This is a genomic window from Pseudoalteromonas sp. McH1-42 (genome assembly GCF_022347845.1).
GTDB classification, from domain to species: Bacteria; Pseudomonadota; Gammaproteobacteria; order Enterobacterales; family Alteromonadaceae; genus Pseudoalteromonas; species Pseudoalteromonas rubra_D.
Window position 1 is genome coordinate 21,749 of sequence record NZ_JAKRFU010000038.1, and the last position, 21,773, is coordinate 43,521.

Annotated in this window: 14 protein-coding genes; 4 read left to right on the forward strand and 10 right to left on the reverse strand. The window is 43.7% G+C overall.

The genetic code is table 11. The features are described 5' to 3' along the window. Positions 1-10: 10 nt before the first annotated feature. The 3 genes from MHN31_RS23065 to MHN31_RS23075 form a co-directional block, all read right to left on the reverse strand. A complete protein-coding gene (locus MHN31_RS23065; protein WP_239445422.1) occupies positions 11-901 on the reverse strand; it encodes a putative DNA-binding domain-containing protein in 891 nt (296 codons plus the stop codon). A gap of 330 nt (positions 902-1,231) precedes the next feature. Next, a complete protein-coding gene (locus MHN31_RS23070) occupies positions 1,232-1,618 on the reverse strand; it encodes a hypothetical protein (protein WP_239445423.1) in 387 nt (128 codons plus the stop codon). Positions 1,619-1,780: 162 nt separating this feature from the next. Continuing rightward, positions 1,781-3,952, reverse strand: a complete 2,172-nt coding sequence (locus MHN31_RS23075; RefSeq protein ID WP_239445424.1) for a malate synthase G — start codon at positions 3,950-3,952, stop codon at positions 1,781-1,783. A 232-nt stretch (positions 3,953-4,184) separates the two neighbouring features. Between MHN31_RS23075 and MHN31_RS23080 the strand changes: the two genes are divergently transcribed. The 3 genes from MHN31_RS23080 (at position 4,185) to MHN31_RS23090 (ending at position 9,577) form a co-directional block, all read left to right on the forward strand. Further along, positions 4,185-5,789: an isocitrate lyase gene (locus MHN31_RS23080; RefSeq protein ID WP_239445425.1), complete on the forward strand. Its 1,605-nt coding sequence runs from the start codon at positions 4,185-4,187 to the stop codon at positions 5,787-5,789. A 548-nt stretch (positions 5,790-6,337) separates the two neighbouring features. Beyond that, the gene (locus MHN31_RS23085; protein WP_125564655.1) at positions 6,338-8,434 is read left to right on the forward strand and encodes a tetratricopeptide repeat protein; all 2,097 of its coding nucleotides are present in this window, start codon (positions 6,338-6,340) and stop codon (positions 8,432-8,434) included. A gap of 663 nt (positions 8,435-9,097) precedes the next feature. After that, complete coding sequence (locus MHN31_RS23090) at positions 9,098-9,577, forward strand: hypothetical protein (protein WP_239445426.1); 480 nt, start codon at positions 9,098-9,100, stop codon at positions 9,575-9,577. Between the two features lie 251 nt (positions 9,578-9,828). On the opposite strand, the gene MHN31_RS23095 is transcribed toward MHN31_RS23090, so the two are convergent. From MHN31_RS23095 to MHN31_RS23125, 7 genes are all read right to left on the reverse strand, one after another. After that, a complete protein-coding gene (locus MHN31_RS23095; RefSeq protein WP_125564651.1) occupies positions 9,829-10,167 on the reverse strand; it encodes a hypothetical protein in 339 nt (112 codons plus the stop codon). 103 nt (positions 10,168-10,270) lie between these two features. Then, the gene (rmuC, locus tag MHN31_RS23100) at positions 10,271-11,728 is read right to left on the reverse strand and encodes a DNA recombination protein RmuC (protein ID WP_125564650.1); all 1,458 of its coding nucleotides are present in this window, start codon (positions 11,726-11,728) and stop codon (positions 10,271-10,273) included. 118 nt (positions 11,729-11,846) lie between these two features. Continuing rightward, entirely contained in the window at positions 11,847-12,539 is a 693-nt protein-coding gene (locus tag MHN31_RS23105; protein ID WP_125564648.1) for a response regulator, read from the reverse strand. Then, positions 12,540-12,746, reverse strand: a complete 207-nt coding sequence (locus MHN31_RS23110; protein ID WP_010381356.1) for a hypothetical protein — start codon at positions 12,744-12,746, stop codon at positions 12,540-12,542. A gap of 238 nt (positions 12,747-12,984) precedes the next feature. Then, positions 12,985-16,080, reverse strand: coding sequence for a DEAD/DEAH box helicase (locus MHN31_RS23115; protein ID WP_125564647.1), 3,096 nt, complete (start codon positions 16,078-16,080; stop codon positions 12,985-12,987). A 155-nt stretch (positions 16,081-16,235) separates the two neighbouring features. After that, complete coding sequence (locus MHN31_RS23120) at positions 16,236-17,198, reverse strand: transcriptional regulator (protein ID WP_125564645.1); 963 nt, start codon at positions 17,196-17,198, stop codon at positions 16,236-16,238. A gap of 16 nt (positions 17,199-17,214) precedes the next feature. Beyond that, positions 17,215-18,447, reverse strand: coding sequence for an AAA family ATPase (locus tag MHN31_RS23125; protein ID WP_125564643.1), 1,233 nt, complete (start codon positions 18,445-18,447; stop codon positions 17,215-17,217). Positions 18,448-19,148: 701 nt separating this feature from the next. Here MHN31_RS23125 and MHN31_RS23130 point away from each other — a divergent pair. Then, entirely contained in the window at positions 19,149-20,363 is a 1,215-nt protein-coding gene (locus MHN31_RS23130) for a hypothetical protein (protein ID WP_010381348.1), read from the forward strand. The last annotated feature ends 1,410 nt before the right edge of the window (positions 20,364-21,773 follow it).

Below are 21,773 nucleotides of genomic sequence, written 5' to 3' on the forward strand. Positions count from 1 at the left end.
ACAAGATCTTCTAGATGGTTGCTGTCGGACGTTTTGCCGTTTCCACCACCAACAGGCCACTGTCGACGGCAGCCGGCAGCCACATGGCCAGGCGCGCTCTGAGTACTGCAGGCTCCACCCCCTGGCGACGGGCGCTGTGTGCCAGCGCCTGTTCAAACGAGGTCGCCTGATTGCAATGACTTAACAGATCTGCCTGCCAGTGAGTCAAAGGTTGGGCGATCAGCTGGCCGTTTTGCTGGGTCAGGGCAATATAACGGGTTTCTCTGGCTGGCATGGCAGGCGATTCGGCGCCTTTCGCTTGACGACTTTCCAGCTGAGATAACAGGGGGAGTATATCGTACTCACTCACCAGTAAACGCACACAATCAGGCACCATAATGTTCAGTGATGCACCGCCGCCCAGCAGTTCGAACTCGTTCAATGCGAACTCTGCTGGTGGCATTTGCTCAAACCCTTTAGCAGCCAGCACTTCGGCTTTGGCACGTTCAAAACGGGCCAGCTCCACATACACCTCAAACAGCGCACTTTGGCTGGCGTTGAATTTGCCTTGCGGCCAGGAATTAGCCAAAAATCGCACAAACGCTTTGCCCAAAGTATGAAAGGTCAAGGCCTGAGATGGTAAAGCCATCACGCATGCCTTGGCGAACACGTCAAAAACATCTTCGCCCATCAAGGCACATAGCAAACTAAATTCATCTTTCAGACACGCCTTCAGCCGCTTTGCATGTGCTGCGGAATACGTTTGCTGTTGATGTTCTGCGGCTAAATGAGATGCTGCTTTAGCGCCTTGTTTTAAAGACAGGCCAGATGTGAGCCACTTTTGTGACACATCACCATGAGAATTTGAAACTTGAGACAACCAGTACTGCAACTGGCTGAGCTCCGGGGTTGAGTACGTCATTTTGCTACCGGTTTTAACTGTGTGCTAGGTCTGAGTGTTGATGCATTTCTCATACCACGAGCGTATAAAATAGCACCAATAATCACTAACCCATAACTATCAAAGGGTTCTGGTCTTGGCGTCTCTTTTTCTTAGAGTTCAAATCAGTCAAACGGCGGGTTATTGGCGCTTGATATCAGACACACCGACACGCCAGACGTCAAAAGTTTTGCCTGCACACAGGCGACCGTCATCCGTCAAAATAAGCTGGTGGCATAAAATGATTAGTCAGTAAGAGTGGTAACGAAAAGGCCATGGCTAAGCCTTCGACAGGAGCAATATAAAACAGGATCAGCGGCGTCGTTCAATCTCACATAAATCAGAGGCATGCTCATCGCACGCTTGTTGCTGCTTAGAATGAGACAGTGAAGTATCAGCACTGAGCTTGCGCTCGGCGTCTATATCGATGCCATTTGCCAGGCAGGCCTCTTTGTAAGCCTGGCGTTCTTGTGCGTTAACCACACCGTTGGACATAGCCAGTGCCAGACCACCAGCCAGTTCGAGTTCGTGAAACACCAGATTACTGGCAGCACGCGGTGCCATTTTGATACTGGTAGATTCTTTATAAACGCCGCAATACTCATCAAAGGTCACCTCTGTATGCGGCACAAAAACACAGCCCGACAAAAACACAGCACTGATACCTGCTAAGGTGTATTTCCCTGATAACATAGTCATTATCATCCGTATTTATCTCTTTCAGGTAAGAGTATGCACTGCACTAAAATAATACAACGGGTTATGACATAAATCTGACGCAATCTTACATCTGCTGACATTTTACCGGGCAACAGAGCGTAATGCCCCTTTACACTCTGTTACCCAAACCCACCAAGTATCCTACTGAGCAAGTTGTTTATATTGACGTCGGTACGCATGCAACAGAGGTTCAGTATAACCATTCGGTTGTGCCTTACCGTCAAGCACTAACGCCAGGGCAGCCGAAAACGCCAGGTTATCCGCCATATTGTCGCCACTCATAGGCACATAGTGAGGATCATGACAATTTTGCTCATCAACAATGGTCGCCATACGGACAAACGTGCGCTTAACCTGCTCTTCGGTGCAAATGCCATGATGTAGCCAGTTAGCAATGTGCTGACTGGAAATACGCAGAGTCGCTCTGTCTTCCATCAGGCCGATGTGATTAATGTCAGGGACTTTAGAACAGCCAATGCCCTGATCAATCCAGCGCACCACATAACCCAGAATGCCCTGCGCATTGTTGTCTAGCTCAGTCTGAATATCCTCTTCGCTTAACTGGCGCTCACCCAGCAATGGCGGCGTTAGCAAGTCATCCAGGCTCGCCACCTGGCGCTGTGCAATTTGCTGTTGTAATGTGGCCACTTTCACATCGTGATAGTGCATCGCATGCAAAGTGGCAGCTGTGGGTGAGGGCACCCAGGCGGTATTCGCGCCGGATTTAGGATGAGCCAGCTTTTGCTCCATCATCAGCGCCATTTTGTCAGGCATCGGCCACATACCTTTGCCTATTTGTGCCTTACCTGCAAACCCTGATGCCAGGCCTATATCTACGTTGCGATCTTCATAGGCCGCTATCCAGGGTTGGGCTTTTATTTCGCCTTTAGGCAATACCGGACCTGCGAGCATCGAAGTGTGAATTTCGTCGCCGGTTCTGTCTAAAAACCCGGTATTGATAAACACCACACGGGATTGTGCTGCATTGATGCAGGCCTGCAAATTAACCGAAGTACGGCGCTCTTCATCCATGATCCCCATTTTCAGGGTATTAACAGGCAAACCCAGCAACTCTTCAACGGCATCGAACAACTCACCGGTGAAGGCAACTTCTTCGGGGCCATGCATTTTGGGTTTAACGATATTAACACTTTGCGCACTGGAGTTTTTCAGAGCGCCATCACCGTGCAGATCGTGCAGTGCCGCTGTTGCGGTGATCACCGCGTCAACAATGCCCTCAAAGACTTCTTCTCCATGCTCGTCTAAAATCGCCGGCGTAGTCATCAGGTGACCCACATTACGCACAAACATCATCGCCCGGCCTTTGAGTGTAAGCGATCCTCCATCAGGCGTCAGATATGTTTTATCTGCGTTGAGCGAGCGCACAACGGATTGACCGCCTTTTACAAACTCCTCTTTTAGGGTGCCTTGCATCAGGCCCAGCCAGTTGCGGTAAACCTGCACTTTATCTTCGGCGTCTACAGCTGCCACGGAATCTTCACAATCCATAATGGTAGTCAGAGCCGATTCCAGAATAATGTCTTTGATCCCAGCCTTGTCAGCCTCTCCGATCGGATCCTGAGGATCAATCAGGATCTCAAAATGCAGATCGTTATGTTTAAACAACAGTGCCGTCGGATTCTGTGGCTGTCCGTTAAATCCGACAAACTGTGCGGGGTCCGTCAACTTAACCTGACTGGAGTCATTGAGCGTGATGATCAGCTCACCCTGAACCACTGCGTAGTTGGTACTTTCAATATGAGAGCCATGCGCAAGCGGCAACATACGATCCAGCAACTGGCGGCCATAAGCCATTACTTTAAAACCGCGTACCGGGTTGTAAGCACTGGCACGCTCCGCGCCATCTTCTTCGGATAGCACGTCGGTACCGTAAAGCGCATCGTATAGAGAGCCCCAGCGGGCATTTGCCGCATTCAATGCAAAGCGCGCATTACTCACAGGCACAACCAGCTGAGGGCCGGCGATACGAGCAATTTCGGGTTCAACCTGCGCAGTGGTAATGCTTTGTGCTTCAACCGCTGGCACCAGATAACCTATGTCGATCAGAAATGTCCGATATTTTTCAGCATCCCAGCCAGGGTTGGCTAAATGGTAGTCATCAATTTGCTTTTGCAATTTATCGCGCTTTTCCAACAGTGCACGGTTTTTGGGGGTGAGCGTACGAATAATATTGGCAAAGCCAGACCAGAAGTCGTCTGCGTTAATTCGGGCGCCAGGCAACAGCGCCTGATCGACAAAGTCAAACAGGCGCGTATCGATACGTAAACCGGCCTGTAAAATATGAGAGCTCATGTGAGTGATCCTTGATCGGGTTTGAACGGGTCACTTTAAAATAAGCCAAATTCGGTAAAAACAAACCCCTTTTACCATTCACAATAAATATACTGGTAATAACAACTATAAATTTAATAAATTCCACTGGTCGGTCTAGTGTTTATTTAAACGCCAGCAAGCACTCTCACACTCGCAACCTGGCGAACATACATAAACCAGTTAGCTTAAACCCGTTCGAAGGAATTTTGTTATGAGCAGTTATACCTCTCAAATTGATCGTCTTACTACACTGTGCCAGTCTCAGGGCAATGCATGGCAGGGCATTAACCCTGAATTTGCAACCCGCATGCATTTACAAAACCGCTTTAAAACGGGTCTGGATATCGCCAAATATACCGCAAAAATCATGCGCGAAGACATGGCAGCTTATGACGCAGACAGCAGCCAATATACGCAGTCTCTGGGCTGCTGGCATGGCTTTACTGCTCAGCAGATGATGATGGCCATCAAACGTCACAATAAAACCACTAAGCGCTCCTATGTATATCTGAGTGGCTGGATGGTTGCTGCGCTTCGTTCTGAATTCGGCCCGCTGCCCGATCAGAGTATGCACGAAAAAACCGCTGTGCCGAAACTGATTGAAGAGATCTACACCTTCTTAAAACAAGCCGACGCACGTGAACTCGACCACCTCTATAAGGCACTGGATGAAGCCAAGGCACAGGGCGGTGATGTACAAGCAATCACAGCGCAAATCGATAATTTTGAAACTCATGTGGTGCCTATCATTGCAGATATCGATGCCGGTTTTGGTAACGAAGAAGCAACTTACCTGCTGGCCAAACAAATGATTGAAGCGGGTGCCTGTGCTATCCAGATTGAAAACCAGGTATCAGATGCCAAACAATGTGGCCACCAGGCAGGTAAAGTCACAGTACCGCATGAAGACTTCCTGGCGAAAATTAATGCGGTACGTTACGCCTTCCTCGAGCTGGGCGTAGAAGAGGGCATTATTGTCGCCCGCACTGACTCTTTAGGTGCCAGCCTGACTCAGAAAATTCCGGTCTCGAAAACACCTGGCGATCTGGCTAGCCAGTACAATGCATTCCTGGATACCAAAGTGATCTCAAGCGCAGCCGACCTGGAAGAAGGAGACATGGTAATTAAACAGGAAGGTGAACTGCGCAAGCCGGTGCGTCTCGACAATGGCCTGTATCAATTCAAAGAAGGTACCGAAAAAGACCGCGTGGTACTCGATTGCGTTACTAGCTTACAATCAGGTGCAGATCTGTTGTGGATTGAAACCGAAAAGCCCAATGTAGAGCAAATTGCTGAGCTGGTATACCGCGTGCGTGAGCAAGTGCCGAACGCCAAACTGGTTTATAACAATTCGCCGTCATTCAACTGGACCCTGAAATTCCGTGAACAGGTTTATGCAGAATGGCAGGCGCAGGGTAAAGACTTGTCTGGTTATCCGGATCCCAACCAAGATCCTAAAGCGTTAATGGCACCAGAGCTGGATCAGTCAGAACTGGCAGCTGAAGCGGATACAAAAGTACGTACCTTCCAGCGTGACGGGGCTGCTCAGGCCGGTATTTTCCATCACTTGATCACTTTACCTACATATCACACCGCGGCACTGAGTACCGACATTCTTGCAGAAGGCTATTTTGGCGACCTGGGTATGCTTGCATATGTCCGCGATGTTCAAAGACAAGAGATCCGCCGCGAACAGGCGTCAGTGAAGCATCAGGATCTGGCAGGCTCTAATATCGGTGATACGCATAAAGAGTACTTCAGCGGTGAGAATGCGCTGAAAGCCGGTGGCGAAGCCAACACCATGAACCAGTTTTAATTGTCATAAAGTTCCTTAATCAAGCAAGGGCCTCCGGGCCCTTTTTTAGATCAAGTTTTTACCAGCTTTGGGGCGTCACGGTTGCCTATGCTCCCAACTCCCCACATCGAGAGTCAATGCTCAGCGAGCTGACTTCTATTATTACCAGCCAGATAAATGACGGATCAACATTTTACCTGCGCGGGCAATCGAGATCAGGATTTTATCAGCAAAGCGTTATTCAGGAGTTTTCCGATAAAAAAGCGAAAAGAAGCAGGTTGTACACCCAGTTTCGGTTTAAAAAGTGGTAAAAACCACGCATTTTTAGCTGAAAAATTCGACTAGACGCAATAATAAATACGTCTCAGGCCACATTTTTACTAACTCTACTGTTCATAAATCAAATTTTTACTAAGTCAGCCTCAAGATAAAACAAAATTTTACTAACTAGACAAACAACAAATCATCTTTTTACCAACTCAGCAAACTGTAAACCCCCTTTACAACTCCATATTTGCCCCACAATTATTTCATACTCTGAATAAAGTCTTATGTGCCATTAAAAAATTATGAAAAAAATACTGCTTCAATCAGCTTTTGCGTTACTCAGTATAGTCTCTGTGAATGCTCAGGCTACTAGCTCAACAATTACCTTGCCGGAAATCAAAAAGCTTGAGCTATCGGGCAACTACGAGCAGGCACTGAGCAGTCTGACCCCATTTTACAATCACTCTGATCAACTGAAGCAATTAAATGCACGCTTTGTTGAAGCGAAAATCTATCGCAAACAGGGCAAACACCAGCAAGCCATTGATGCGCTGGGCAGGCTGTCAGAAAAGTTTCCTCTGGATATCGATAATCAGTTCCAGCTTTATAAAGAGCTGGGGATCAATTACCGACGCATGGGTAAGCTAGATGAAGCTGAAACTAACTACAAACAGGCATTGAATACAGCTAAGACCATGAATAATAGCGACTTAATAGGTCAAAGTTATTCAAACTTAGGCACCTTGTATGACTATAAGAACGAATTGGCAAAGGCCATGCAGTTCCAGCTCAAGGCCAGAGATGCACTCAAAGGCAGCCAGCTCCATGGAGTAGTCGCTAACAACTTTTATAATCTGGGTGATATGGCAATGCGCTTTAACGACTTGGAGCAGGCTGAATTCTTTTTTACCAAGGCCCTGATAGCAGATAAGAAAGCAGGTGAATTGAGCCACATCGCCGGCACAGCACTGCGACTGGCTCAGGTTACATCGAAACGAAAAAACTACTTACAGGCAGTTGAAAAAGCCACCGAAGCAATTGAACTATTGGAACAAATCCCGGCCAATGTCAGCCTGGCTCGTGCCCATCAGCTGATCAGTGGCGCTTATCTGAAGCTGGAAAAAGGCGAGAAAGCCGAAGAGCACGCAAAGTTATCAATGCACTACGCCTCGCAAAGTGATAATCAGAGCCAGAACTTTCACGCACATGTGACTATGGCCAGAGCCTACTTATACCTGAACAAATCTGAACTCGCGCGTCCACACTACGAGTGGCTGACACGCTTTATGGACGAAGAAGATGAGAACTCCTACACATCTCAGCTTTACTACAACCTGAAAGCCAAGTTTGACTTTCAACAAGGTCGCCATCAGGAAGCGTATGAAGCCCTGATTCAGGCAAATACTTTTTTTGCTCAAACGATTGAAAAAGCCAACTCAGAGCAGGCACTTACCCACAAGCGCACCATAGATACAGTGATGCAGCAGCAACGCCTGGATGACTCAGAACATCATCGTAAGCTGACAGAAAGCCAGCTACGCAATGCGCAGCTCATGCAACGTATGTGGTTATTTGTTGCCCTAACCTGCTTATTGCTCGGTATTTTAATCAGTTATATTTTGTACAGTAAAAATAAGACCGCACGCCTGAAAGCAAACCTTTATCAGCAGAACCTCAAACAAAAAGATCAAATGCTGGCCGACATTTCTCACGAACTAAGAACCCCGTTGAGTGTACTCAAACTGCACATTGAGGCTTTGGAATATAACCTGCTTGATGACGATACTCTGGCATACAGCAAAATCAATGAGAAAATATCCCAGCTTAATCACCTGATCTCAGACGTTTATCAACTTTCTCAGGCTGATAACCAGGCCATGGTCGTCAATAACCAACCTTATTGCACCCGAACGCTTGCCGACAGTTACTGTTATGACATTAAGCGGCTGGTGAAAAGCAATGGGTTGCATTTTAGTGCCGATATTTCGATCCCAACAGGTGCCAGTGTATTAATAGACAAACCCAAACTGGACAGAGTCATAGATAACCTGGCAAAAAATGCCTGCCTGTACACCGACAAGCCAGGCCAGGTGCGGGTAAAAATTCGACAAAACTGTGAAGGGTTGATCATTCAATTGGAAGACTCATCTCCTGGCGTATCAGACAATGAGAAACCACGCTTGTTCGAACGGTTATACCGAGTAGAAAGCTCACGAAGTCGCGCAACAGGCGGGTCAGGTCTGGGACTATCTTTATGTAAAAGCCTGGTGGAATCCATGTCAGGCGAAATTGAGCTCAGAGATAGCAGACTAGGGGGCCTATCTGTGCGGGTGACATTGCGACAAGTAGCGTCTGAATTACCAGCCAAAAAGCACAGTAGCAGTCAGGTCAATGCATGATCTAATCATAAATCAGGTCGCCATGTATCTGACGACCTAATCAGTCCGCAGTGAGTCTCAGCTTTGCGTTTACTTTGACAAAAGTCGCACCAGAGTAGCAACCTTGTATTTTTCTGATATTTAATGGCTTGTACGTCACTGCCAAACCTCTAAACATTGCACTACTGACTTACGCACCAGCTGGGCATAATGGCGTTGTAAGTCCCTTCGACAAGTTTTATTTCATGCTGATTCAGAAGGGTGTCAGGCAGCCCGTGACTCGTTCTCATACTAACTTTGCTCACAGTCTGATTGTTAAAGCAACACACCCAAGGCTTGCAGACACAGCAACCTATGCACCAGCCAGTTCAACCAAACGACAAAAACTAACATCATTGTCGCTCATGAGCTCCCTCCGTTAAAGTGTGCAGGCAGGAATCAATCATAAGGTATAGATGATTGTCATTTATTATCTTTGGGTATGACTGGCAGAATTATTTAAGTACCAAAGACACCCTATTGATAATCGTCACCAGAAAAACCATGTCCATTTCTTGCACACCACATAAACAATACAAATTAATCTTTTCTTAACTGCTCCGATCAGAGAGAACAAAAGATGGCCTCCATTTTCTTTCCACAATGATTGGTTTTAATAAGCAATATACACGGGAGGAATAGTCTATGACACAGCGTACTATGAAACACAATGAATGGGTAAAAATTGTTGAATCCAGACATCGTCAAAAAAAGCAAAACACGACAGTAAAAACCACATTACCAATCTGGTCTATGTTACTGGGTGGCTTTATCATTCTTTCTGCTGCATGGTCTTATTTTGTTGATAGCTCATCTGAAGAAGTTCAGATCGCGGCGATTGATTCCAGCGCCCAAAAACGTATTACGCGCTACTTTTCTAAGCAGTTCATGATGGGCAGCTGGAAATTCAATAATATTGATTTTAAAAGCGGCGAGCTAAATGTATTTATTCAGATCCCAACCAAATTGGCGATGTCTAAAAATGAAGTTAAAGAATATATCCGCAACTCATTATGTCCTGCAGCCAACAGTCGAGTGTGGCAAGATGTACAAAATAACGAAATGTATATTTATTTATATACAGACATGCCTCGCAGGGGCGAGTACGCTTTGTGTAATAGCTGATCATACGTAAATAAAAAGGGGCCTGATGGCCCCTTTTTATTGTCTTAAACATCAGGTTAACTTCATTTATCTACTAACATATAAAACCATAACTTAACAGCTACATCGAAAGCTACTCTATATCTGCGGAAGGTGCGCTCCAGACTAGAGCAAGGACCATAAGCGGAAGGGCTGGAAAGTAATAACGCTTAAGACTGGGCGCATTACACAGCTTATTAAATTACCTGATACTAAAAATGCCACCTGCTTATTTATCGATAAACGTTGATAGCCTGAACTTTCGGGTAACTCGTTCCAAAGCCCGAAAAGCAACCATTTCCGAATATCGCAATATTTCTACCAGCCATAAACGCGGCTAGCAACGTAGAATAATGTCTCTTTCCACTTTCTGTATTGGTATCTATCCAGACAATTTGTTTTTGAGCACAGCCTATGCTGTTGGCATCGTTTGCAGTTATATAAACCCTCACACCCATGGGCTCTGAGTTTATAAAGTCGACACGTGCACTTCTATCTTTTGTTACCCAGCCCGAAGAGAGCGCGCTAAAACTTGTTACGGCGAATAAAGCGCCAAAAATTGCTTTTTTCAAAATTGTTCCTTATTTATATTATCGACAAAGATTCGCAGAAAAGAATATCGTAATGATAACAGGTACACAAAATTAAAAGTGGTTGTTGTGACCTGATCGTCTATCACTCCAACTCAAGCTTCGCTTTTTCAGTTAACTCGCTCGGTAATTCGCGAGACACTGAGACACCCAGCTCTTTAAACTCCGAAGCCTGTTTAATCAAGTTCCCTTTTCCGCTGTACAGCTGTGCCATGGCTTTATCGTACCCTTCCCGAGCTTTATCAAGTTGTTTGCCAACGCTTTCTAAGCTATGTAAAAATGCATTCAGTTTGCTGTAAAATTTTTCAGCACGTAGCGCCAGTTCTTTACTGTGTTTACTCTGTTCTTCAAAACGCCATAACTGCTTGACGATATTCAGGCTCGTTAATAATGTTGTCGGCGTAGCAATCAATACTTTGTTCTCAAGTGCATACTGATATAAATCGGGTGCATATTTGATGGCCTCAACAAAAGCAGATTCAACCGGAATAAACATAATCACCACTTCTGGCGAATTCAATCCGGGTAAGCGCTCATAAGATTTATCCCCGAGCTCTTTTACCCTTGCCTTTACCGCTTCGACGTGAGCGACAATCGCCTGATTTGCGTCGCTATCTCGCTCTGCGTTTACGTAACGGGTATAAGCGTTCAGAGAGGTTTTAGCATCAACAACAAGATGACGTTCCTGGGGCAGATAAACAATCACATCGGGGCGATATTTGCCTTCTTCGGTAGAAAAACTCACTTCGCGCTGATAGTCATTACCCGGGCGCAAACCGGCACTATCCAGCACGTTCTCTAACATTAGTTCACCCCAATTACCTTGAGTTTTCTTTTGCCCCTGTAACGCATTGGTAAGTTTGCTGGCCTGCTCGGTGATGGCCTGATTATTTGCCTGTAAGTGCAATAACTCGGTACGTAACGCTGCTCTTTGTTTCAGCTCTTCGCTATGAATAGCCTCCATTTTATCCCGAAAGCCTTTAAGCTCTCCCTGAACGGGCTGTAATAATTGAGAAATTTTATCCTGACTATGGCGAGCAAACTTTTCGCTTTTATCTTCAAAAATCTGTGTGGCCAGGTTTTCGAACTCCTGTTTAAGAACTAACTTAGACTGCTCCAGCTGTGCCAGCTGCGCATCAAAAGACTGCTGCTTTTGTACCAGCGTGGTTTTGACATCGGTTAGTTCAAGCTCAAGGCGATGCGCATAAGCTTGTGTATCCTGCGCCATGTCTTCAGCTTTTTGCCAGCGCGTCTGTAATTCGTTGATCTGGTTTTGCTTTTCAGCCAGTTTTGCTTGAAGCTGTTGGCAGTCTCCGTGTAGTTGCCAGTGTTGAGCCTGTGCCTGTTTTAGCTCATCGCTACGCAGCACGAGCTGCGCCTGTAACTGCTCGCTTTGCATCTCGAGCTGTTGCCGAAATGCCGTACTTCTCTGCCGAAACAAAAAATAGAGCGGAGCAAAAATACATGAAGCAAGTACTGCGCCCGTACCAAGCAAAGTAAAAATATGAGCAGGAGAGAGGGAGACCAAACTAGACCAAAACATAGGCATTCTCTTGATGTGACTATGCTTAGATAATATCAATTACACAGCCTAAATGCCTATTATATTGTGCTTTTCTAGAAATTAGTTTTGACAAGATGCGGCGCATGCGCGCCGTCATTTATGCGTCGAGCTGTTGCTCATTGAAGCGATAACCTGCACCATAGACTGATTCGACTATCTTGGGCGAACAATCGATTTGCTTTATCTTTTTTCGAATATTTTTGATGTGGCTATCGATAACGCGATCGGAGATATCAAAGTTATCGGGCTGAATATGGTCCAGGATTTGTTGACGCGAAAACACTCTGTTTGGAGACTGGTACAACATGGCAAACACATCGAATTCAACCTTAGTCAAAGACAGAGTATTGCCTTTGATAGCCACAATAAGCTGATCAACATCGACTACAATTGCAGCTTCCTGAGAGACGCTAGGAGCGCCCTGACAGCGACGTAGTATCGCTTTGATGCGCATAACTAGTTCAGCGGCACTGAATGGCTTACAGACGTAATCATCGGCACCAAACTCCAACCCCTTCAAACGGTCAGCCTCAGATACCTTAGCGGTCAGCATAACGATAGGGACCATAGAGAACTCACGGATCTGACGCATGCATTCAACACCATCCTGATTTGGCAGCATGATATCCATTAGAATAGCTTCCGGGTTGTTTGCTCTCACCCAGTCGACCACCAGAGCACCATCAGCAATATGAGAAATTTCGAATCCAGAAGCTTTAAAAAACAGCATTACCTGCTCTGCAATATCGTAATCATCCTCAACGATAAGAATATGGTGCTTAGAAGTCATTTAGCCTCTCGATTTAGCCTTAAGTTGTGAAAGCTGCCTTTTAACCTGACCTTTTAATTTATCCGACAGTGTTTCGTCAAACAGCAGCATGGTCAGAATACTCGCCAGATCTTCTGAACTGGCTACCTCATTCAACAGATCATAATCACACTGTGACTGAGGTTCAATAAAGTTTAACTGTGAAATTGAATTTTCGTAGCACAACATAGCTCGCCCCTTGAGTCCATTACGTCCTAATTCGCCAATATGGTCATTAAAGTAAAACAATATGGATCAAATATGGAACAGCTTAAAAATGCGCAAAAAAAAGCCGGTTAACAGTTAACCGGCTCGATACAATACTTGTATTTAATAGGGGGAAATCAACAATATGCTTACTACACACTAGGCGTTAACAACAAGCATAATGATAGACCTCACCGGGTTCTAAAAAGTTCAGAAAAAATTAGTTTTTTATCATTTCGAGCATTTGCGCTTCATTGAACTGGGTCAAATTCACTCCGGCATCGGCAAATAATGCATCGACTAACGCCTGCTTGTCTTTTTGCATTTGATAGACCTTCTGCTCAATCGAGTTGGCAATGATCAGCTTGTAGACGAATACAGGCTTATCCTGGCCAATTCGATAGGCTCTGTCTGTTGCCTGATTCTCAACGGCAGGGTTCCACCAGGGATCAAAATGGATCACAGTATCTGCCTGAGTCAGGTTCAGACCCGTTCCACCCGCTTTTAGGCTGATCAGGAAAACATCGACCTCTCCTTCAGTGAACTTTGCAATCACCTTGTCCCGCTGGCGCGTTTGCCCCGTAAGCATAGTGAACGGGATGTTTAACCCGTCACAATGGCTGGCTATCATATCGAGTACACTGGTGAACTGGCTGAAAATAATCACCTTACGACCTTCTTCGAGGAAAATCGGTAAGTGGCCAGACAACCAATCGAACTTTGCACTGTTAAATGAGCGCGTTTTGTCTACGAGGCTTGGATGACAGCAGATCTGACGAAGCTTTAATAATGCATCCAAAAAAGCCAGTTTGCTGCGCTCGACACCTTGCTCTTTGAACAAATCAAGTAAACTAGACTCAACTTTAGCCTGAACCTGGTGGTACATATCAGCCTGATCACCGCTAAATTCAAGCTTCTTAACCAACTCTGTTTTCGCTGGCAACTCACGCACAACCTCAGACTTCGTCCGACGCAAAATAAAAGGCGCAATCAGAGACTGTAGCTCTTTCGCGCGCCGGGTATCATTTTCTTTCTCAATGGGATGCTGAAAATAATGCTTAAATTGTTGTTTTGTACCCAGTACATCTGGCATCACAAAGTCGAGCAGCGATTTAAGTTCGAGCAAATTATTCTCAACAGGAGTACCACTGAGACACAGCTTAAACTCCGCGGACAGCTGTTTAACACACTTGGAGATTTGCGCCGTCTCATTTTTGATGTACTGCGCTTCGTCGAGCACAATAGAGTCAAACTCCAGCTCTGAATAGTGCGCCAAGTCGCGCTTTAGTAACGGGTAAGTGGTAATGATAAACCGTGCGTTAGCCACCTGGTTGAGTTGTTTGTCGCGCTGAGCCCCATGTACCGTCAACAAGGGAAGATGGGGCGCAAAGCGACGGAATTCGTTTTGCCAGTTACCGACCAAACTGGTTGGACACACTATCAGAGAAGGTTTTGTCACCAGAGTGTTGTGCTGGGAAATGAAATAAGCAATCACCTGGAGGGTTTTGCCCAGACCCATATCGTCGGCAAGGATCCCCCCAAGCTGATGTCGGTTCAGGAACCTTAACCAATCAACGCCCTGAACCTGATAATCACGTAGTGTGAAATATTCACCCGTGCCAGATACTCCTTTAGCGTCAGTCGTCTCAGGTCTACTCAGCTCCTCCAGGTAATCAAGCAGACGCGGATCGTCTGATACACTTTGAACTGCCGTGAGATCAAACAGCTTACTTGCGTAGGAGAGCGGGAACTTGAACTGGGAGCTTGAAAGGTAATAGCTAAACCGGGCTTTAAGCTGTAATAATTCATCGTAAACCGCTTTAGGGATAGCATAAAATTGTTCTGCGATATTGATGTACTGGTAAACATTAGCCAGAGAATTCACTTCATGAGACGGTACTTTGTCCCAATCAAGCGTAACCAGTTTATCATCGAACAGCACACGGCCAATAACATGATGTTTTTTATCCCGTTTAAGCACCAAGGTCACTTTTGGGGTTAATACCGGACGGCCGCCTTGTAGTTCATCAACCTGCCATAGCTTGCTTTGCAGGTAGGGGCGGACTTCGCTATTAAACCAATGATATGTAACATCATCATCATGTGGCAGTACAAAGTGGTTTTGCTGTGCTGAAAACCCAAGCCCATTCAGCATTTTTTCACAACGATTCAGTTGTTTGGCTTTTGAATAACGGCCTTCTTTATCGAGCAGAGACAATGCCAGCTTCAACGGGGCACCAGGCTCAATGCTCAATTTAGCAACCAATTTATCTTTATTTACCAGGTGTTCGTGCCCCTGAGGCGGTGGGACTATGTTATCGGCGAAGACATCCTGAAAGCGTTTTATCACTGCTTCAATCTTTGTCGCGTTGATAAGCGGCATGGTATGCAAATGCGCAATTTCCTGTGCACTTAACTCAGATTCAATTCGCCCCAAAACCATATTCTCAGTATCCAGATAAACAGGCGGATCGGTTTTTATCAGTTGCCACTGTTCTACTCCGGTTAAATGACTGGTGAGGCGATATTCGTCTCGCTCCTGTTCCCAATCAAACTCCAGATGCTGCTTGTGGCCAAATGTCAGAGGCTTACGACTGCTTTGATAGAAACAACGCTTACTCTGCACTAACTGCTGCAACGCAGAAAATCCCCAACTCCCGGAGAGTTCGAAGTGACCGGGTGTATTTTGCGAGCGGATCCAAGAAAATAATCTGAAATCGCTCTCCAATATATCCTTTGGCGGCACCTGGCTGTTTAGTTGATGTTCGGTGAGTGCACGACCGAGCGGATATATTCCATCCGGTTTTTGTGGTGTGGTCTTTGGATTAACCAACAACTCATTTCCACGTGATTCAAGCACAAATAACAATACGTTGGTTACATCAAGATCATTGGCCTGTTGTAGTTGAGCCAGCTCATTAAACCAATCATTGACCAGATAAGACTCACCAAAGCCGCCTGAATGATCAATTTTTAACTTAAGCAATACTGCTGCGATATGACGACACTTCGGATTGTTAGAACACGTACATTGTGCCTCTACGGATGGGGTACCCTTGACTTGTTCAATCTTAATATGCTGAGTGAAGGTGTTGCCAAAATTGCCCATGACCTGAGCGTCAATTTTTGTAAAATCTTCAGAGTGCTCTAAAAAGCAGATCTGCTCGTCGTGCAAATACTGTTTGGCCTTGCTTAACAAGGCAGCATTAAAATACTGTTTGAGGAATCGCTCTGACAATGGAAACTGAGTCGATTGTTCCTGCTTAATTTCCTCAAATAGTGCTAGAAGTTGCTCTTTAGATAACTGCGAAGACATTCGTTTACAATAAAAAAGACGTAAAAGAGCAGTATATGAAATTACGTATTTGAGCTAAAGGGGCAAATGGCGATAAATTGGGAAAAAGTGACTGGTTGGATGACAACTGTATCGGGAAAGTACGAAAAACGGCCGATAAATCCGGCCGTTAGTGACTAATTGAAACTTGCGAGCAATTTCTCTAATTGTTCCAAGCGTTTTTCTGTAATCACGCGATCGTCAATTTTTACAGTAATGGCGCCACTTTTAATGTTTTTTTGCACTTTGACATAGTCATTCTCAAGTAACGCGACGTTTCTGGCTTCAGCCTTGGAAAAGGTTGTCAGATAGTTGGTAAGTAACACAGCACGCTTTTCATCGCTAACCATTTCTGTTGTAAGTTTATCAGAGTCGTATTCAGCCACTTTCTGTTTAAAGGCTTCGTTATGCTCCTGAATCGCCGCAATGAGCTTTTTGGCAGCTTCCCGACCTAAGTGATTTGCTGTTGGATAGAGGCTCACTACATCAACTGGAATTTGCTCATAGGCTTTTAACGAATCTGCAATGGCTGTGTGAGACAACCCTTCAATCGCTGCAATCTCCCGATATGAACCTTTCTTTCCTTGCCGAATTAGCGCCTGTTTAGTCTGTGAAAATGCTTTCCCCTGTTCCCACAAACTAGGTGCGATATATTGATCTGAAGAGACTGAAAGCACTTTTGCATCTTCGTCGGTAAAATCCGCTGAAGTTAAAATTACATAATCAGCACCACCCAATAAGCAGGCTTTTCTGCGTCTGGAGCCCGATAAAACTTCATGCACAGAACCTTTTTCCCAACATAAGGCTGGGTGTAAATTACGCTTATCAGACTCTATAGCTGGCAAAATATCAGCAACTGAACGCTCATTCAGTAATGTTTGGTCACGACGATTATCACCATACACCTTTGTGATCTGATCAATCTCATTGTGTTTGATCACTTTACAGATCAGGGTGATCGTCCTGTTTGGATCGCTAGGAGCCGGCATAGTGATCACATCGCCAACTTTGGCCTGATCTAAAAGATCATCCAGGCTACTTCCTTCAACGGGAGTTGCAAATGGGTCGATGCGTGTGTCGTTTTTACGTTTTCTAGCCATGAAATAGTTTACCTGCTTACTGATCGAGTGATGACTGAGTTGAAGGCCAATTTGAACGGATCAACATCTCAAGTTCATCGACCACGTCTTTAATATTTTCCTGAGATTTGATCAGAGACTCACGACTTGCCAATGAATCTGACGTTTTCTGATCGAATATCGTATTGAACGAAGAGGAACTCGCTGTAATCGCTGAGCTATGGTTGATAGGATAACTCATTACCTGACGGCCAAAGGCACTACGCACATCTTTGACGATGTCTCGCTGAGAATGGTTACCTTTAACATAATTGGTTACCAGGAATTGCATAAAATCCCAGCCTTCATGTCCAAGCGCAGCAACTGTATGGTAAATCTCACCCAATCGTTTTAGATACTTATTATTTGCATCAAAGTCGACGGCTTCTGGATGTACAGGTATCAACATAGCTGTAGACGCCATCAATGCATTGTAGAACATGAAATTAAGAGAAGGAGCAGTATCTATCAGGATAATATCAAATTGCTCTGAAACTGGCTCTATGACTTTCTCCTTCAATTTATGATAGTGACGAGTCTGAGCATAGCTTGATGATTCTTTTAGTTCAGTGGCGGTCTCATGCTCAAAATAAAAATCATCCATGCCTGACGGTAAAACGCGAATATTAGGAATATGTGTTTCTCTAAATGCATCTGACACCAACTGGTCCCATGTTTCACCTTCATCAAGTTCAATACAATCACGCATTAGATCACCTACGGTGATGGGCTCAGGATCTTGTGAAGGAAAAAAGCTTGATGATGATCCTTGGGGATCAAGATCAATGATCCCAATACGGTATCGCTTGATATTTGTTGTCGCTAACGCTGCTGCTATATTGACAAGGCTGGTTGTTTTACCACAACCACCTTTTAAACTATTGATGACGATAACTTGAAGTTTGTCGTCTGATTTTCTGTGATCAGCTTGGATCCCTAAGATTTCAGCCATTGAAAAAATATTAGCCAATGTATAGGCATAATGACCATTCGCCCCTTTTTGAATTGCTAAATGGTCAAAATCGCCTTGATCATGGCGTCTTTTTAGTGTTCTGTTGTTTACACCAAGTAAGTCTGCTGCTGCTTTTTGCGTATAAGTGCGAAGTTCTTTATCTTCACTTTTAAGATGTGCACGATAATGCTGAATTCGGCCTTCAAGGGACTTTTCAGCTACTTCAGCGGTTGCTTTCAGCAGCCGATAGGTTGAGAGCGCATTGCTATTGATAGACATACGTTATTTCCTTCAAATGATGGTTATTATTATAATGTCCATTACTTTTGCAGTAAACATAAAAAAACAAAGACATCTATATTGATAGCTTACTTAAAGAATAAATAAATAAGATTAGAATTGGTTAGATCTATAGGTATTAAAGGCTAGAAGGGTTTAATACGATGGTATCTATTTGTTTTTATTAAATATATTGATATTGGCGTGGATCACAATAATACTTGGTTAAGATCAGATCCTTGTGTACTCATAGATCGTGTTTTTACCAACCTTATTTTCAAAACTTCTCATGCTCACAGTTTATACACAGAGTTACCCACTTTTAATGGTGCGCAGATCTATATTTTACTAAGTAATTTCATGAAGTTATACACTTTTGTTAGATCCTTAGCGGATTTTAATAGGTAAGGATCTGATCTCTACTTGGCATAGATCGGATCCTTACTAGCTGGATTGTGTTTTATCCACAACGACTCAAAGATACGATGATTTTTGGCCGAATTGAACATGAAATCCAGTACGTGTAAGCAGATTTTGAGCAGTAGTTGGTATAATATGGATCCAAAATCATGTCTAAGTTAGTAAAAAAATGATCTCACCTTGGTTTTTTTGTTCAGATCACTTTTTTACTAACTTAAACAATTAACTTTTGATCGTGAATGTGTTGTCATTAACCGTCACAAAATTCTGGAAGTAATAAAATGAGCCGCAAGGTAAACATCTCCGTTGATAATTTACCTGATTCCCTTAGAGGTCAGATCCATGGTGTTGAAAGTGCAACCGATAACGAGAGTTTAGCGTTGTTTACTGATAACAAAGATGTACGCGTTTCGCTGGAAAGTCCTAATCATGGTTTGCGAGCTTACTCAAATACTTTCAATCATTACGACCTTTGGGGGCGATTCGTTCGTTCGGGCTATAAAAAGTTGCCTTTAGAAGAAGCACCAAAGAAAACAATTATTTCCAGACGTATTTCGGAAAAGGTCGATGGCATACTGTACGATGGTGAATTAAAAATCACTCCAGCGGTTGTGAGTAGTAAAAAGGATGGCGAAGAAGCTGAGTTTTTAGTTTGGCCATCAGACAGAGAAGAGAAGGTTGAGCGGGCATTAATTCGTCTTGCTTCAAAAGGCAAGATAGTTAAAATCAATTTTAAGTCCGGTATTCAATATGCGGTAATTTTCTCTATGAATGAGCTGGCTCAAGAGCTAAAAGCTGTTGGTCAATCAATGCCTTATCCACAGATTAAAGAGTCATTGGAAGCCCTTCAAGGGTCGAAACTTTCGTTCAAATATAGGGCTACGGATACTAAAAGTACAGATATCGATGACTCTTTTTACGAGTCAAATATGAACTTTTTGTCCTCATTGCATTTTAGTGGTAAGAAAGGTCAGGGTGGAAACGTTAAATGTGTGGCCTGCCTTAATGCTTTTGTTCATAACATGATCGATAATTTAGAATACAAGGGTTATTACTTCAATAGCGCGCAAGAGCTTAAGCGAGGCCTATCTCGCTGGATGATGCTACGTTTGTATCACTTGTGGCGATATGCAGCTCCTGGTAAAACTTACCATTTTCGGCTTTTATCCATTATGGAAAAGTACGGTTCTATTTACCCAGATGATGAAATAACCGACAATAAACTGAAAGCGTTACGTCGAGATATGACGACAACAATGAAAGATCTGATCGAAAAAGGCGCTATATCGGAGTACCATATTTCAAATGTAAAAGATGATAAAAGTGGTAAAATCATTGATTATGTGTACGAAATGCATCCATCTGCACAGTTCTGTGATGAGATATTAGCACTAAATAAACATAATAAACGCATCGAAATTCAAGGTGGTAAGCGGATCGTTGAAAATGCGGAAGTTATTGATGAAGATACGCTCGAAGAAATAGTGAAAAAGTAGCCGTTTAATAAAATAAACAATGCTTTTTGGTTTTACTCTTAGAACGCTTTATTATGTTAAATAGTCAGGTGTTCTTTAATATTTTACTAATTCCCCTAAAAGATTGCGCATTTTTTCTCTTTGCCTCGTTAAAAATTTTTTTAATAATGTAGGTGGAGTTGTGTTTTTAGTGGAGTATTAAGTTTTATGATGTGTTCTTTTTTGTGCATTGCTTATTCCTTTGGTTGGCCAGGTAAGAATGCTCCTTACTAATTTGTCTCTTCTCACGGGCTCAAAAGAACGATGATTTGGTCAGCCTTTTTAAACTGGCGAAATGATTTATGGTGAATATGCGCCATTTAATTACTAAACTAATGATGTGTTCTTTTTCTCATTGGTTGACGGAAAAGGGTTGGCCTGTGTGAGAATGCCTCTTACTCTTTTCACGGGGTCAAAAGAACAACGATTTGGTATGCTTTTTAAACTAAGAAATTGGTGCATAGTGAGTATCGAATTTGTATTTGTATCTTAATTTAATGATGTGTTCTTTTTCTGTGTTATCTGTTCCTTTGGTTGATGGAATTGGGTTTGCCCGGGTGAGAATGTGCCTCGCTAGTTTGTCCCTGGTCACCGGGTCAAAAGAACGATGATTTGGTATGCTTTTTAAACTAAAGAATTGGTGCATAGTGAGTATCGAATCGGTATTTGTGTCTTAATTTAATGATGTGTTCTTTTTCTGTCTATTATCTATCTCATTGGTTGAAGGAAAAGGGTTGGCTTGTGTGAGAATGCGCCTCACTAGTTTGTCTCTTTTCATAGGTTAAAAGAATAACGATTTGGTATGCTTTTTAAACTAAAGAATTGGTGCATAGTGAGTATCGAATCGGTATTTGTGTCTTAATTAAATGATGTGTTCTTTTTATATGTTATCTGTTCCTTTAGTTGATGGAATTGGGTTGGCCCGGGTGAGAATGCGCCTTACTAGTTTGTCCCTGATTACGGGGTCAAAAGAACGATGATTTGGTCAGCCTTTTTAAACTAAAGAGATGATCTATGGTGAGTATAGAATCGGTATTTGTGTCTTAATTTAATGATGTGTTCTTTTTCTGTCTATTATCTATCTCATTGGTTGAAGGAAAAGGGTTGGGTTGTGTGAGAATGCCGCTTACTAGTTTGTCTCTTTTCACAAGGTTAAAAGAACAACGATTTGGTATGCTTTTTAAACTAAAGAATTGGGCATAGTGAGTATCGAATCTGTATTTGTATCATTAATTTAATGATGTGTTCTTTGTTGTGCGTTGCTTATTCCTTTGGTTGAAGGAAAAGGGTTGGGTTGTGTGAGAATGCCGCTTACTAGTTTGTCTCTTTTACAAGGTCAAAAGAACAACGATTTTGTGTGTTATCTGTTCCTTTGGTTGATGGAATTGGGTT

Coding starts and splice junctions, on each gene's coding strand:
- MHN31_RS23105 (WP_125564648.1), bottom strand. CDS start 12,539: ATGACTTCTAAGCACCATATTCTTATCGTTGAGGATGATTACGATATT.
- rmuC (WP_125564650.1), bottom strand. CDS start 11,728: ATGTTTTGGTCTAGTTTGGTCTCCCTCTCTCCTGCTCATATTTTTACT.
- MHN31_RS23090 (WP_239445426.1), top strand. CDS start 9,098: ATGACACAGCGTACTATGAAACACAATGAATGGGTAAAAATTGTTGAA.
- MHN31_RS23130 (WP_010381348.1), top strand. CDS start 19,149: ATGAGCCGCAAGGTAAACATCTCCGTTGATAATTTACCTGATTCCCTT.
- MHN31_RS23125 (WP_125564643.1), bottom strand. CDS start 18,447: ATGTCTATCAATAGCAATGCGCTCTCAACCTATCGGCTGCTGAAAGCA.
- MHN31_RS23085 (WP_125564655.1), top strand. CDS start 6,338: ATGAAAAAAATACTGCTTCAATCAGCTTTTGCGTTACTCAGTATAGTC.
- MHN31_RS23115 (WP_125564647.1), bottom strand. CDS start 16,080: ATGTCTTCGCAGTTATCTAAAGAGCAACTTCTAGCACTATTTGAGGAA.
- MHN31_RS23120 (WP_125564645.1), bottom strand. CDS start 17,198: ATGGCTAGAAAACGTAAAAACGACACACGCATCGACCCATTTGCAACT.
- MHN31_RS23065 (WP_239445422.1), bottom strand. CDS start 901: ATGACGTACTCAACCCCGGAGCTCAGCCAGTTGCAGTACTGGTTGTCT.
- MHN31_RS23110 (WP_010381356.1), bottom strand. CDS start 12,746: ATGTTGTGCTACGAAAATTCAATTTCACAGTTAAACTTTATTGAACCT.
- MHN31_RS23080 (WP_239445425.1), top strand. CDS start 4,185: ATGAGCAGTTATACCTCTCAAATTGATCGTCTTACTACACTGTGCCAG.
- MHN31_RS23070 (WP_239445423.1), bottom strand. CDS start 1,618: ATGACTATGTTATCAGGGAAATACACCTTAGCAGGTATCAGTGCTGTG.
- MHN31_RS23075 (WP_239445424.1), bottom strand. CDS start 3,952: ATGAGCTCTCATATTTTACAGGCCGGTTTACGTATCGATACGCGCCTG.